This window comes from Rhodococcus sp. KB6, assembly GCF_001445685.1.
GTDB classification, from domain to species: Bacteria; Actinomycetota; Actinomycetes; order Mycobacteriales; family Mycobacteriaceae; genus Rhodococcus_F; species Rhodococcus_F qingshengii.
Window position 1 is genome coordinate 637,516 of sequence record NZ_LNAK01000134.1, and the last position, 14,023, is coordinate 651,538.

Genomic DNA, 14,023 nt, shown 5'->3' on the forward strand with positions numbered 1-14,023 from the left:
AGTCGGTCGGTGGCGGCGACTAACCTGAAACCGTGCCGGATCCCTCGACTTACCGCCCCGCTACCGGAACCATTCCGGCTGCGCCGGGCGTCTACAAATTTCGCGATCCGCATGGTCGGGTCATTTACGTCGGAAAGGCGAAAAGCCTCCGTTCACGTTTGAACTCGTACTTCGCGGACGTCACGACACTTCATCCCCGTACTCGGCAGATGGTGACCACCGCCGGCAGCGTCGAGTGGACCGTCGTCAGTACCGAAGTCGAAGCGCTTCAGCTCGAGTACAACTGGATCAAGGAATTCGATCCGCGGTTCAACGTCCGGTACCGCGACGACAAGACGTATCCGGTTCTCGCGGTGACGCTCAACGAAGAGTTCCCGCGCTTGTTCGTCTACCGCGGTCCGCGGCGCAAGGGTGTCCGGTACTTCGGTCCCTACTCCCATGCCTGGGCCATCCGCGAAACACTCGATCTGCTGCTACGAGTGTTTCCCGCACGAACGTGCTCGTCCGGAGTCTTCAAACGACACAACCAGATCGGCCGGCCGTGTCTGCTCGGCTACATCGACAAGTGCTCGGCGCCCTGCGTCGGGCGAGTCAGTGCCGAGGAGCATCGTCAGATCGTCGAAGATTTCTGCGACTTCCTCGCCGGCCGCACGGACAAGCTGGTCAAAGATCTCGAAAAGCGCATGCAGCAGGCTTCCGAGGACCTCGACTTCGAGACCGCAGCCCGTCTGCGTGACGATATCGGCGCTTTGCGCAAGGCGCTCGAGAAGCAGGCCGTCGTACTCGGTGACGGCACCGACGCCGATCTCGTCGCCTTTGCCACCGATGATCTCGAAGCCGCCGTTCAGGTGTTCCACGTGCGGGGCGGACGCGTGCGGGGTCAGCGTGGATGGGTCGTGGAGAAGGCAGGCGACGCCATCGACTGGGCCGCACTCGACGCCGAGTCCGACCTGCCGATCCTGGTCGAGCAGTTCCTCACCCAGTTCTACGGGGAGCAGGCGGCCCTCGACCCGGGAGCGGGTTCCGAGGCCGGGATCAGCGCAGTTCCCAAGGAAGTTCTGGTGCCGGTTCTGCCGGCAAACGCGACCGAGATCCAGGCGTGGCTGAGCAAGCTTCGGGGATCGCAAGTGCAACTGCGGGTTCCGCAACGCGGCGACAAGAAAGACCTCGCCGAAACAGTCCAGCGAAACGCGAAAGAGGCTCTGGCGCAGCACAAGCTCAAGCGCGCCGGCGATTTCACTTCGCGTTCCGCGGCGCTGCAGGGCATCCAGGAAGCACTGGACCTGGACTCGGCTCCGCTACGAATCGAATGCATCGACATCAGTCACGTCCAGGGAACCGACGTCGTGGCGTCACTGGTCGTGTTCGAGGACGGGCTCCCGCGTAAGTCGGACTACCGCCATTACGCGATCAAGGAAGCTGCCGGCGACGGTCATTCCGACGACGTCGCGAGTATCGCCGAGATCACGCGTCGGCGGTTCCTGCGCCACAACCGCGACCTGGGCGTCCTCGCGGCGTCGGCGTCGACCATGGACTCGGACGGTGGGGACCTGGCTCCCGAAGCGGCGATCGACCCGGCGACGGGCCGGCCTCGGCGGTTCGCCTATCCGCCCAATCTGTTCGTCGTGGACGGCGGCGCCCCTCAGGTCACGGCGGCAGCGGCGGTCCTCGACGAACTGGGGGTGACCGACGTCGCGGTAGTCGGATTGGCCAAAAGACTCGAAGAGGTATGGGTACCGGGGGAAGAAGATCCGGTCATCCTCCCTCGGACGAGCGAGTCGTTGTACCTACTGCAGCGCATCCGAGACGAAGCCCACCGCTTCGCGATCACGTTCCATCGCAGCAAACGCTCGAGGCGGATGACGGCTTCGGCTCTGGATTCGGTCAAGGGGCTCGGTGAAACTCGTCGAACCGCTCTGGTGGCTCACTTCGGTTCCGTGGCGAAGCTGAAAACGGCAACGGTCGAGGAGATCATGCAGGTCCCCGGTATCGGTGAGACCACCGCCACAGCAGTTCTGGCCGCACTCGGCACGGATTCGGCTGCAGCCGACGCGGGTGCTGAAGCTCGAGCGCTGCCAGCCGCGGTAGGGGATGATGAGCTGGACACGGAATCCGAATCGTCTGTTACGTCTGCTGACGCGCCCAGCGCCGAATCCGGTAGCGGTGACGAAGGCTCCGAGTCGCGAGAATTGTCCATGCCGACGACGGGGCCGAGTGCACAGTGACTACCGACAGCGCCAAAGACAGTCGAACGATGGATTTCCTGCTGGTGACGGGATTGTCCGGAGCAGGTTTGAGTACCGCTGCCAAGGTGCTCGAAGACCTCGGCTGGTATGTCGCGGACAATTTGCCACCTGAGCTCATTTCCCGAATGGTCGGTCTGAGCCTGACCTCCGACCCGCCGGTCGATCGTCTCGCCGTCGTGATCGACGTGCGGAGTCGACTCTTCACCGGCGATCTCGGGTGGGTGCTCACCGAACTCGAGGCGGAACCGATCCATACTCGGGTGCTGTATCTCGAAGCGTCGGACGACGTGTTGATCCGACGGTTCGAACAGGTGCGCCGCAGTCATCCGTTGCAGAACGACGGCATCGACGGCACGTTGTCCGAAGGGATCGCAGCCGAGCGTCGGCAGTTGGCCGTGGTGAAGGCGGCCGCCGATCTGGTCATCGACACGTCGGCACTGAAGGCGCATCAGCTGCGTCAGAAGATCGAAACGGCGTTCGGAAACGATGCCAACCGCACGATGAAGGTGACGGTCCAGTCGTTCGGATTCAAGTACGGCCTGCCGATGGACGCCGATCTCGTCTGTGACGTTCGTTTCCTGCCCAATCCCCACTGGATCCCTGAACTTCGCCCGCACACCGGTCAGGATGCCGACGTCCGCGACTACGTGTTGTCGCGCGAGGGCGCGGAAGACTATCTCGACACCTACCGACATCTGGTGGATTTGACGATCGCCGGATATCGACGAGAAGGAAAGCGCTACATGACAATTGCGGTCGGATGCACCGGCGGTAAGCACCGAAGCGTGGCAATGTCCGAAGCTCTCGCGAGGCGTTTGGGTTCCGAGGACGACATCTCGGTCAGCATCGTGCACCGGGATCTGGGGCGCGAATGAGTGAACCGACACATCGCTCGCGGGAGACACCCGAGGGGCCGGCCATCGTCGCGCTCGGCGGCGGGCACGGATTGTTCGCCACGCTCCAGGCCGTCAGACGCTTGACGGTCGACGTCACCGCCGTGGTCACGGTCGCCGACGACGGTGGTTCGTCGGGCCGGCTGCGCGCCGAACTCGGCGTCATCCCGCCTGGAGACCTCCGGATGGCGCTGGCAGCTCTCGCGTCGGACGAACCCGAGATAGTCGACTGGACTCGGACCATTCAGCATCGCTTCGGCGGTGTCGGCGCACTTGCCGGGCATTCGGTGGGCAATCTCATCCTGGCCGGACTGACCGAGGTGCTCGGCGATCCGGTCGCCGCGCTCGACGAGATGGCGCGACTGCTGCGAATCCGTGGTCGTGTGCTGCCGATGTCGCCGATCGCGCTCGAGATCGAAGCCGACGTTCAGGGACTCGAGGAGGACCCCCGCGTCAGCCGCTGCATTCGTGGACAGGTTGCCGTCGCGACGACCCCGGGCAAGGTTCGGCGTGTGAGACTGCTCCCGTCCAATCCGCCCGCGTGCCCCGATGCCGTGACTGCGATCGTTCGTGCCGATCTCGTGGTTCTCGGCCCGGGATCGTGGTTCTCGAGCGTGATCCCACACGTCCTGGTACCCGAACTCGTCGAATCACTGTCGTCGACGAAGGCTCGAAAGGTACTGGTGCTCAATCTCGCACCCGAGCCGGGGGAGACCGCCGGATTCTCCGCAGAGCGTCACCTGCACGTACTCTCCCAACACGTGCCCGATTTCCGGGTCGACTACGTGGTGGTCGACTCGGCGTCGGTACCGGCCGGGCGTGAACGTGAACATCTGCAGCGTGCGGCGGATCAATTTTCAGCCGAAGTCAGGTACGCGGATGTCGCGGACACCTCACCGGGCGCAGCGCATGTACACGATCCGGCAAAACTGGCCGATGTACTGGCTGAACTGTCGAGCAGTGCGGCAGTAGGGGATTCGACACAGTCTTCCCTGCAAGAACAGCAATCCGAAGAACAGAGGGAGAACGCTTCGTGGCAATGACAGCGGAGGTCAAGGACGAACTGAGCCGGTTAGTGGTGACTCAGGTCAGCTGCCGCAAGGCAGAGGTCTCCGCGTTGCTGCGCTTTGCCGGTGGGCTCCACATCGTCGGCGGCCGGGTGGTCGTCGAAGCAGAGGTGGATCTGGGCTCCACGGCGCGACGTCTGCGCCGGGAGATATTCGACCTGTTCACCTACAGTGCCGATGTGCACGTACTCAGTGCGGGCGGGCTTCGAAAGTCCGCTCGCTACATCGTGCGTGTAGCGAAGGAGGGTGAGGCCCTCGCGCGCCAGACGGGACTGCTCGATCTTCGCGGGCGCCCGGTTCGCGGCTTGCCTGCGCAGGTCGTCGGCGGAAGTGTCGGCGACGCCGAAGCAGCGTGGCGCGGTGCGTTCCTCGCGCACGGTTCCCTGACCGAACCCGGCCGTTCGTCGGCGCTCGAAGTGAGCTGCCCCGGCCCGGAAGCCGCACTTGCTCTGGTTGGAGCTGCGCGGCGTCTGGGGATCTCGGCGAAGGCACGTGAGGTTCGCGGAACGGATCGTGTGGTGATCCGCGACGGTGAGGCCATCGGCGATCTCCTGACCCGAATGGGAGCCCAGGACACACGTCTGGTGTGGGAGGAGAGGCGGATGCGACGCGAGGTCCGCGCCACCGCCAATCGTCTCGCCAATTTCGACGACGCAAACCTGCGACGCTCTGCTCGCGCTGCCGTTGCGGCTGCTGCGCGCGTCGAGCGTGCGTTGGAGATCCTCGGTGAGGACGTGCCCGATCACCTCGCGGCGGCGGGTGCACTGCGCGTCGAGCATCGGCAGGCGTCCCTCGAAGAACTCGGCCAGTTGGCCGACCCGCCGATGACCAAGGACGCCGTTGCCGGACGTATCCGTCGCCTGCTGTCCATGGCTGATCGCAAGGCCAAGGAAACGGGCATACCCGACACCGAATCCGCAGTGAATGTGGAGCTACTCGAAGAGGGGTGACCTGCCCTCCGTCAGGGTGGGCTGCGCACGTTCGGGCCACGCGCATTAGGGTATGAGTCACATCGACCGATGAACCCCACGTCCGCGTCGTGCACACACGGATTCGGAGTATGCGTGGGTCAAGTTGCACACCAGAATCATGGTCAAAGGAGCGAATTGTGACTGTCCGGGTTGGCGTAAACGGTTTCGGCCGTATCGGACGTAACTTCTTCAGGGCGGTGGATGCGCAGAAGGCGCTCGGAACCACCGATATCGAGATCGTGGCAGTCAACGACCTGACTGACAACGCGACGCTCGCTCACCTGCTGAAGTACGACTCCATCCTCGGCCGTTTGCCGTACGACGTGTCGCTCGACGGTGACGACACGATCGTCGTCGGCGATCAGCGCATCAAGGCCCTCGCACACCGTGGCCCGTTGAACGAACTTCCCTGGGGCGAGCTGGGCGTCGACGTCGTCGTCGAGTCCACCGGCATCTTCACCGACGCCGCAAAGGCCAAGGGACACCTCGAAGCCGGCGCCAAGAAGGTCATCATCTCGGCTCCGGCCAAGGGTGAAGACATCACCATCGTGATGGGCGTCAACGACGACAAGTACGACGGCAGCCAGAACATCATCTCCAACGCGTCGTGCACCACCAACTGCCTCGGCCCCATCGCCAAGGTTCTCGACGACGAGTTCGGCATCGTCAAGGGTCTGATGACCACGATCCACGCGTACACCCAGGATCAGAACCTGCAGGACGCTCCGCACGCAGACCTCCGTCGCGCCCGCGCAGCTGCCCTCAACATCGTTCCCACCGGTACCGGTGCAGCCAAGGCAATCGGCCTGGTTCTCCCGCAGCTGCTCGGCAAGCTCGACGGCTACGCACTGCGCGTGCCGATCCCCACGGGCTCGGTCACCGACCTCACCGCGAACCTGAAGAAGTCGGCCACCGCCGACGAGATCAACGCTGCGATGAAGGCTGCCGCCGAAGGACCCCTCAAGGGCATCCTGAAGTACACCGACGCACCGATCGTCTCCTCGGACATCGTCACCGACCCGCACTCGTCGATCTTCGACTCGGGTCTGACGAAGGTCATCGACGACCAGGTCAAGATCGTCTCCTGGTACGACAACGAGTGGGGCTACTCCAACCGCCTCGCCGACCTCATCGGCCTCGTCGCCAAGTCTCTCTGAGCGGAGTTTCGATAACAGTGGCAGTTCAGACGCTGAAGGATCTGCTGGACGCTGGGGTCGAGGGGCGCACCGTACTGGTGCGTTCCGACCTCAACGTCCCGTTGGATGGCGGAGAAATCACGGACCCGGGTCGCATCGTCGCGTCCGCTCCCACCCTGCGGGCACTTGCCGAGGGTGGAGCGAAGGTCATCGTGACCGCGCACCTCGGGCGCCCCGACGGTCAGCCCGATCCCAAGTTCTCCCTCGCACCGGTTGCCGCGAAGTTGGCCGAAATCCTCGGTCGCAACGTGCAACTCGCCGGTGACGTCGTGGGACAGGACGCGCTGGCTCGTTCCGAAGGACTCACCGACGGTGACGTCCTGATGCTCGAGAACATCCGTTTCGACCCTCGCGAGACCAGCAAGGACGAAGCCGAGCGGGTCAAGCTCGCCAAGGCTCTCGTCGAGCTGGTCGGTGACGACGGCGCATTCGTCTCCGACGGATTCGGTGTTGTTCACCGTAAGCAGGCGTCGGTCTTCGACGTCGCGAAGCTGCTCCCGCATTACGCCGGATACCTGGTCGGCGCCGAGGTCGAGGTGCTCGCCAAGCTCACGCAGGACGCAGCGCGTCCGTACGCGGTGGTGCTCGGTGGCTCCAAGGTCTCGGACAAGCTGGCCGTTATCGAGGCACTGGCGCCGAAGGTCGACACTCTGGTGATCGGCGGCGGAATGTTCTACACGTTCCTCGCGGCTCAGGGTGTGTCCGTGGGCAATTCGCTGTGCGAAGAGTCCATGATCGAGACCTGCAAGGATCTCCTCGACCGGTACGCCGACGTCATCCACATCCCTCAGGATGTTGTCGTCGCGGACTCCTTCTCGGCCGATGCCGAGTCGAAGATCGTTCCGTTCGACAAGATTCCCGACGGCTGGATGGGTCTGGACATCGGACCGGAGTCGGTCAAGCGCTTTGCCGCGATCCTGACCGGCGCCAAGACGGTGTTCTGGAACGGCCCGATGGGCGTGTTCGAGTTCCCGAAGTTCGAGGCAGGCACCCGCGGTGTCGCCGAGGCAATCGTGGAGGCAACCGAGAAGGGCGCCTTCAGCGTCGTCGGCGGCGGCGACTCCGCAGCAGCCGTTCGTCAGCTCGGTATCCCGGACGAGGGCTTCTCGCACATTTCCACCGGTGGTGGCGCTTCCCTTGAGTACCTCGAGGGCAAAGAGCTGCCTGGCATCGCAGTACTGGAAGGCTGATCCGACATGGCACGTAAGCCGTTGATCGCCGGCAACTGGAAGATGAATCTGAACCACCTCGAGGCTATCGCCCTGGTGCAGAAGATCGCTTTCTCTTTGCCTGCGAAGTACTTCGACAAAGTGGACGTCACGGTCATCCCGCCGTTCACCGACATCCGAAGCGTCCAGACGCTGATCGAGGGCGACAAGCTCCTCCTCACGTACGGCGCGCAAGATGTCTCGGCTCATGACTCGGGTGCGTTCACGGGCGAGATCAGCGGCTCCATGCTGGCCAAGCTCGGTTGCACCTTCGTCGTGGTCGGTCACTCCGAGCGTCGCACCCTTCACGGTGAGACCAACGAGACCGTCCTCGCGAAGACGAAGGCCGCTCTCAAGAACGGCCTCACGCCGATCGTGTGCATCGGCGAAGGCCTCGAGATCCGCGAAGCGGGCGAGCATGTCGCCTACAACGTCGAACAGCTCAAGGGTTCGTTGGCGGGCCTGAGCGCGGAGGAGATCTCCAAGATCGTCATTGCGTACGAACCTGTCTGGGCCATCGGCACCGGCCGTGTCGCTTCTGCCGCCGATGCACAGGAAGTGTGTGCTGCGGTACGAGCAACAGTGGCCGAACTTGCCGACGCCGAGGTCGCGGCCGGCGTTCGCGTTCTGTACGGCGGTAGCGTCAGCTCGAAGAACGTCGGAGAGATCGTCGGCCAGACCGACGTCGACGGCGCTCTTGTCGGCGGCGCGTCACTCAAGGCTGACGAGTTCGCGACACTGTCTGCGATCGCTGCAGGCGGTCCACTCCCGTGATGATCGGGTAGTGAGCTGAAACTGCTCGAGACTAAGACTGCGGGTGTGTGACCGAGTAGGCCACACACCCGCAGTTTTTTGTTCGCGAGTCAGCTCACCAGTTTGGTTTCCAGAGCGCCGACGAGTTCGGGAGCAAGCTCCAACCCGGCGGTCAGATAGTTCTCGACGGTCCCGTAGTGGTGCTCGACCTGCTCGAAGGCAGCGCCCAGGTAACTCGCGTCGACGGAAAGCAGCAACCGGATCACCTCGCCCTTGTCTGCATCTGTGGCAGCGGCGATCTTCGCGACTGTTGCATCGATGTACTCGGCCGAGTACGTGTTCGTGAGCAGGTAGTCCGCCGTGATCGTTTCGCGCGGTACACCAGCGAGTGTCTGCAGTAGTGCTGCCGCCCAACCTGTTCGGTCCTTGCCCGCCGTGCAGTGGAAGAGTTGCGGCCCCTCGGTGGTCGCCAGGGCGGCGAACAACTGCGAAAATCCGTTCCGAGTGACGGGGTCTGCGACAAATCTGCGATTGATGTTCTGCATGAAAGCTGTTGCAGCGTCCGCTGTTCGGAGAGCCATCGCTTCGGCGTGGATGTTTCCGGACAGGATGGGAATGTGGGCGTACATCGCCGGCGCCGGCACGATGTCGGGAGTTTCGTTCGCCTCGGTTTCGGAGCGCACGTCATAGACGGCGGTCAGCCCCAGCGATTCCACGATTGCAAGATCCTCGGGCGAGGGCGTCAGTACGTTTGCACGGTAGAAGACTCCGCGGCTCATCGCCTGTCCGCTGGTCGTGACGTACCCGGGGCCGGCCACGTCGCGGAAGTTGTGAATCGAAGCCAGACGCGGTGTGTCAGGCAGGGGTGTGTCGGGCAGGGCAGTGTTGGGCAGGGCAGTGTCGGAAAGCATGGAGCCGGCCTTTCGGAGGTAGAGTCGCGTCAACTGAAAAACTACTGAATCGGTATCTCGACAGTGTGATCGATGCCACTGACCAAGAGTCGTGCCTGGCCGGATGCAAAGTCATGTGCGAGGCGGGTATGTGGTCAGGCTATCTGCGCGCGCCTGTATGGTGTTATCGGTTGTAGTTGTCCCTATTGGATTGGTGGACGTAGACAGACATGAAACTGTTCCTGGATATCCTGCTGGTCATCACCAGCTTGCTCCTCATCGCCTTGGTGCTCCTGCATCGCGGTAAGGGCGGCGGTTTGTCGAGTCTGTTCGGTGGCGGTGTCCAGTCCAGCCTGTCCGGATCGACTGTTGTCGAGAAGAACCTCGATCGGTTGACGGTCTTCACCGCGTTGATCTGGCTCATTTCGATCGTCGGCATCGGCCTGGAGATCAAGTTCGCCTGATTCTCGGCTCATGACTTACAGCCGGTAGTTTTTCACACACGAATTTCAGACACGGAACCCCGCCTATCGAGCGGGGTTCTTTGTTTCGGTCGATAATTGTGTGATGACTGAAACCGCGTCGCATCGAGAAACACCGCGAGAGGCCACCGAGCCGCTGCGCGAAGACATCCGGCTTCTCGGCGGAATACTCGGACAAATAGTGCGAGAGCAAGCCGGCGACAATGTGTTCGATCTGGTCGAGCGAGCCCGTGTCGAGTCGTTCCGAGTCCGTCGTTCGGAGATCGATCGCGCCGAACTGGTGTCGCTGTTCGCCGAAATCAGTACGGACGACGCCATTCCCGTCATCCGGGCGTTCAGTCACTTCGCACTGCTCGCCAACCTGGCCGAGGACATCCATCGCGAGCGTCGACGGGCCATCCACGTCAATGCGGGGGAACCGCCCCGCGACAGCACTCTCGCGGCCACGTACACCAAACTTGATGCAGCCGATATCGATTCGGCCACCGTCGAAGAAGCGCTGCGGGGCGCCCTGGTCTCACCCGTCATCACCGCTCACCCGACGGAGACTCGACGCCGTACGGTGTTCGAGACGCAGAGTCGGATCACCGAGTTGATGCGATACCGCGAGCGCACGGCGCTGAGCGTCGCAGAAATCGCTGATGTCGATCTGCAATTGCGCCGTCAGATCCTGACCCTGTGGCAGACGGCACTGATCCGGCTCAGCCGCCTCCGTATCCAGGATGAAATCGAGGTAGGCCTGCGCTACTACGACGCAGCGTTGTTCGAGGTGATTCCGAAGATCAACGCCGAGGTTCGCAAAGCTCTGCGCACGCGTTGGCCGGACGCCGGGCTTCTGCCGGAACCGATCCTGAGGCCGGGTTCGTGGATCGGCGGTGACCGAGACGGCAATCCGTACGTGACCGGCGAAATTGTCCAGCGCGCCACGTCGCGCGCTGCGGCGACTGCTCTCGAGCATCACCTCGAGGAACTAGAACATCTCGAGCGTGAACTGTCGATGTCGGCGCGGCTGGTGTCCGTCACGCCCGAACTCGATCTGCTGGCGTCTACCTCCGGCGACGATTCTGCCTTCAGGGCCGACGAGCCGTACCGTCGCGCGATTCGCGGTATCCGCGGGCGCTTGAGCGCCACAGCACTGACGGTACTGGGGGAGTTGCCCGCCCACGGGTCCGACGACGGACTCGAGGCGTACACCGACCCGGCACAGTTGCAGCGGGATCTCGGAATCATCGACACCTCGTTGCGTCGTTTCGGTGACGAGACCATCGCCGACGATCGACTCGATCGCCTCCGAGAAGCGGTGGAGGTGTTCGGCTTTCACCTGTCCGGTCTGGACATGCGGCAGAACTCCGAGGTACACGAAAGCGTCGTCGCAGAACTTCTGGCGTGGGCCGGAGTTCACCCGGACTACGCGTCCTTGCCGGAAGCCGATCGAGTCGAATTGCTGTCGGCCGAGTTGACGACGCGGCGACCACTGACTTCGCCGGACGCCGAGTTCAGCGAATTGACCACCAAGGAACTGGCCATCATGGCGGCCGGTGCCAAGGCAGTGCGGGTTCTCGGAGCGGGTGCGGTACCCAACTACATTATCAGCATGTGTACCTCGGTCAGTGACATGCTCGAGGCTGCAGTGCTGCTCAAAGAGGTCGGGGTGCTCGATCCGGGCGTCGGTAGCGAGCCCTCGTGCCCGATCGGCATCGTGCCGTTGTTCGAGACGATCGAGGATCTGCAGGGCGGCGCCGACACATTGCTGGCGACGCTCGACATCCCGATCTATCGTGCGATCGTCCGTTCCCGTGGTGACAGTCAAGAAGTGATGCTCGGGTACTCCGACTCGAACAAGGACGGCGGGTACCTGGCAGCCAACTGGGCGCTGTACCGTGCCGAACTCGACCTCGTCGATGCCGCGCGTAAGAGCGGAATCAGGTTGAGGCTCTTCCACGGCCGCGGCGGAACCGTCGGACGTGGCGGCGGACCGAGTTACGAAGCGATTCTGGCTCAGCCTCCCGGTGCAGTCGCTGGTTCTCTGCGAATCACCGAGCAGGGTGAGGTGATTGCGGCCAAGTACGCCGAACCGCGTCTGGCACATCGCAACCTCGAAACACTCATCGCCGCGACTATCGAGTCGACGTTGCTCGACGTCGAAGGACTCGGCAGCGATGCCGACGCTGCCTACGCGGTACTGGACGAGCTCGCGGCCCTCGCCCGCACCGCGTACAGCGAATTAGTGCACGACACACCAGGATTCGTGCAGTACTTCGAAGCGTCGACACCGGTCGCCGAGATCGGGGCACTCAACATCGGCTCTCGTCCGGCCTCTCGCAAGCAGACCAAGGCGATCTCCGACCTGCGAGCGATTCCCTGGGTGCTCTCGTGGAGTCAGTCTCGCGTGATGCTTCCGGGTTGGTACGGAACCGGCGCCGCGTTCGAACGATGGATCGACGGAGACGACACTCGGCTTGCCACGTTGACGGCCCTGTACGAGAAGTGGCCGTTCTTCCGAACCGTGCTCTCGAACATGGCCATGGTGATGTCGAAGTCGGATCTCGGTTTGGCGGCCCGGTACGCGGACCTCGTGCCCGACGCCGAACTGCGCGATCGAGTCTTCGGAATGATCACCGACGAGCACGAACGCACAATTCGCATGTACAAGGCAATCACGGGCAACGAGAACCTCTTTGCCGACAACTCGGGCCTCGAGCGTTCGGTCCACAACCGGTTCCCGTACCTCGAACCTCTCAACCATCTACAGGTCGAGCTGATCCGTCGGTACCGTTCCGGCGACGAGAGCGATCAGGTGCGTCGGGGTATCCAGCTGACGATGAACGGCCTTGCCACTGCGCTTCGTAACAGTGGCTAGGTAACAGCGGCTGGTTCTGCAGGTTTACCAGGGTGTGCGTGCGGCGACTCTAGAGCTGTCGCACGCACACCCAACGCTGGGCACCGGACCGAACGGGGACCGCAGTGGATCTGCAATTGGACGGACGAACTGCCGTCGTTACCGGCGCGGGAAAAGGTATCGGGTTGGCGATCACTCGGGCCCTGGTGGCCGAGGGAGTCCACGTCGTCGCGGGCTCGCGGACGCTCTCGCCGGAACTCGAATCGCTGCAGTCCGGCGGCGCCGTCACCTTTGTCGGCGTCGACCTCGCGAGTGTCGAAGGATCAACCCGACTGCTCGAGGTTGCAGCAGCGAGGGGCGGCGTCGACATCCTGGTCAACAACGTCGGCGCCGTCACCCCGAGAACGAGCGGTTTCGCGGCCATCACAGACGAAGAGTGGGCGGCGTCGTTCAATCTGACGTTCTTGTCGGCTGTACGCACTGTTCGCGCTGCGCTGCCGGAGTTGATCCGCCGAGGTGGCGGGAGCATCGTGACGATCAGTTCGGTCAACGCATTCTTACCTGACCCCACGGTGATCGACTACAGCGCCGCCAAAGCGGCGTTGACCAACTTCTCGAAGTCGTTGTCGAAAGAACTGGGCGGGCAGGGGATCCGCGTCAATACCGTCAGCCCTGGCCCGGTGCAAACGGAGTTGTGGCTCGGCAAGCACGGAGTGGCCTCGACGCTGGCGAAGGCGAGTGGATCAGCCGCCGACGACATCGTCGAAAGCGCCGCGGCCGGAGCCGAGACTGGGCGGTTCACCTTCCCCGAAGAGGTTGCCGACCTGGTGTTGTTCCTCGCCAGCGATCGTGCGGGGAACGTGACAGGCGCGGATTTCGTGATCGACGGCGGTCTGATCAAGACCTTGTGATCATTGCTGCCTGAAACCTGATCATGTGCGCGACGGTCGACGACGTGATGCACAGGATCACTGCGGACGCGATGACCACCCACAGTCCCCACCCGATGGACGGTCCGGCAGTGTGCCCTGCGAACTCGGTACTACGTCGCACGATGGACGCGGCGTTTCCGACGGCAACGATCAAGACCGCGATTCCGACCAAAGGGCCGGTGCAGTGATTCTTGATCTCGGGCGTGACGTCTCGAACCATGAGGGTGATCAGCGCGGTCACCGCGCAGAGAGCGAGGACGAGAGTGATCACTCCGCATTCGTCGATACCACTGTGGTCCAGTGCGGAGGATGACGTCCACGGGCCGAGGCTTCCGGCGACGATCCCGGCGCACGCCCAGAGCGATCCGATGAGGCTAGGTCCGAAACGGTCGGGCATGAGGGAGGGAATTGCGCGGGTCGACGGCGTCTGAAACCCGAAGGCGCGTTGGTGATCCGGCTGATTGGGTGTGAACGTCACGCGACGGACCACCTTTCCTCCGCGGCGTCGAGCCGCCCAATCCAATGTTTTTCCGGAGTCTAAGGGCC

General features: G+C 63.2%; 12 protein-coding genes. 10 read left to right on the plus strand and 2 right to left on the minus strand.

The window, feature by feature from the left end; genetic code table 11:
• Positions 1 to 32: 32 nt before the first annotated feature.
• From uvrC to tpiA, 7 genes are all read left to right on the plus strand, one after another.
• Positions 33 to 2,225 carry an excinuclease ABC subunit UvrC gene (gene uvrC / locus ASU23_RS22975; protein WP_003944805.1) on the plus strand — a complete coding sequence of 731 codons (2,193 nt, stop codon included), beginning with the start codon at positions 33 to 35 and terminating at the stop codon, positions 2,223 to 2,225.
• Complete coding sequence (gene rapZ, locus ASU23_RS22980; RefSeq protein WP_003944872.1) at positions 2,222 to 3,121, plus strand: RNase adapter RapZ; 900 nt, start codon at positions 2,222 to 2,224, stop codon at positions 3,119 to 3,121. The genes uvrC and rapZ overlap by 4 nt, the downstream gene beginning before the upstream one ends.
• Positions 3,118 to 4,182 carry a uridine diphosphate-N-acetylglucosamine-binding protein YvcK gene (yvcK, locus tag ASU23_RS22985; RefSeq protein ID WP_058038765.1) on the plus strand — a complete coding sequence of 355 codons (1,065 nt, stop codon included), beginning with the start codon at positions 3,118 to 3,120 and terminating at the stop codon, positions 4,180 to 4,182. Before rapZ ends, yvcK begins: the two co-directional genes overlap by 4 nt.
• A complete protein-coding gene (gene whiA / locus ASU23_RS22990; RefSeq protein WP_021344225.1) occupies positions 4,179 to 5,156 on the plus strand; it encodes a DNA-binding protein WhiA in 978 nt (325 codons plus the stop codon). The genes yvcK and whiA overlap by 4 nt, the downstream gene beginning before the upstream one ends.
• A gap of 158 nt (positions 5,157 to 5,314) precedes the next feature.
• On the plus strand, positions 5,315 to 6,334 hold the full coding sequence (gap, locus tag ASU23_RS22995) for a type I glyceraldehyde-3-phosphate dehydrogenase (RefSeq protein ID WP_003944851.1): 1,020 nt from the start codon (positions 5,315 to 5,317) through the stop codon (positions 6,332 to 6,334).
• A gap of 17 nt (positions 6,335 to 6,351) precedes the next feature.
• The gene (pgk, locus tag ASU23_RS23000) at positions 6,352 to 7,563 is read left to right on the plus strand and encodes a phosphoglycerate kinase (RefSeq protein WP_003944901.1); all 1,212 of its coding nucleotides are present in this window, start codon (positions 6,352 to 6,354) and stop codon (positions 7,561 to 7,563) included.
• 6 nt (positions 7,564 to 7,569) lie between these two features.
• On the plus strand, positions 7,570 to 8,355 hold the full coding sequence (gene tpiA / locus ASU23_RS23005) for a triose-phosphate isomerase (RefSeq protein WP_042919821.1): 786 nt from the start codon (positions 7,570 to 7,572) through the stop codon (positions 8,353 to 8,355).
• Positions 8,356 to 8,444: 89 nt separating this feature from the next.
• On the opposite strand, the gene ASU23_RS23010 is transcribed toward tpiA, so the two are convergent.
• Positions 8,445 to 9,245 (minus strand): tyrosine-protein phosphatase, encoded by an 801-nt coding sequence (locus ASU23_RS23010; protein ID WP_058038766.1) that lies wholly within the window; start codon positions 9,243 to 9,245, stop codon positions 8,445 to 8,447.
• A gap of 209 nt (positions 9,246 to 9,454) precedes the next feature.
• On the opposite strand from ASU23_RS23010, the gene secG reads away from it, so the two are divergent.
• The 3 genes from secG to ASU23_RS23025 all read left to right on the plus strand — a co-directional run bounded on the left by secG (position 9,455) and on the right by ASU23_RS23025 (position 13,456).
• Positions 9,455 to 9,688 (plus strand): preprotein translocase subunit SecG, encoded by a 234-nt coding sequence (secG, locus tag ASU23_RS23015; RefSeq protein ID WP_003944946.1) that lies wholly within the window; start codon positions 9,455 to 9,457, stop codon positions 9,686 to 9,688.
• Positions 9,689 to 9,791: 103 nt separating this feature from the next.
• Positions 9,792 to 12,566: a phosphoenolpyruvate carboxylase gene (ppc, locus tag ASU23_RS23020; RefSeq protein WP_058038767.1), complete on the plus strand. Its 2,775-nt coding sequence runs from the start codon at positions 9,792 to 9,794 to the stop codon at positions 12,564 to 12,566.
• Positions 12,567 to 12,670: 104 nt separating this feature from the next.
• A complete protein-coding gene (locus ASU23_RS23025; protein WP_042919818.1) occupies positions 12,671 to 13,456 on the plus strand; it encodes an oxidoreductase in 786 nt (261 codons plus the stop codon).
• On the opposite strand, the gene ASU23_RS23030 is transcribed toward ASU23_RS23025, so the two are convergent.
• Positions 13,443 to 13,955, minus strand: coding sequence for a hypothetical protein (locus ASU23_RS23030; RefSeq protein ID WP_242430721.1), 513 nt, complete (start codon positions 13,953 to 13,955; stop codon positions 13,443 to 13,445). The two genes, ASU23_RS23025 and ASU23_RS23030, sit on opposite strands and share 14 nt — an antisense overlap.
• Between the last annotated feature and the right edge of the window lie 68 nt (positions 13,956 to 14,023).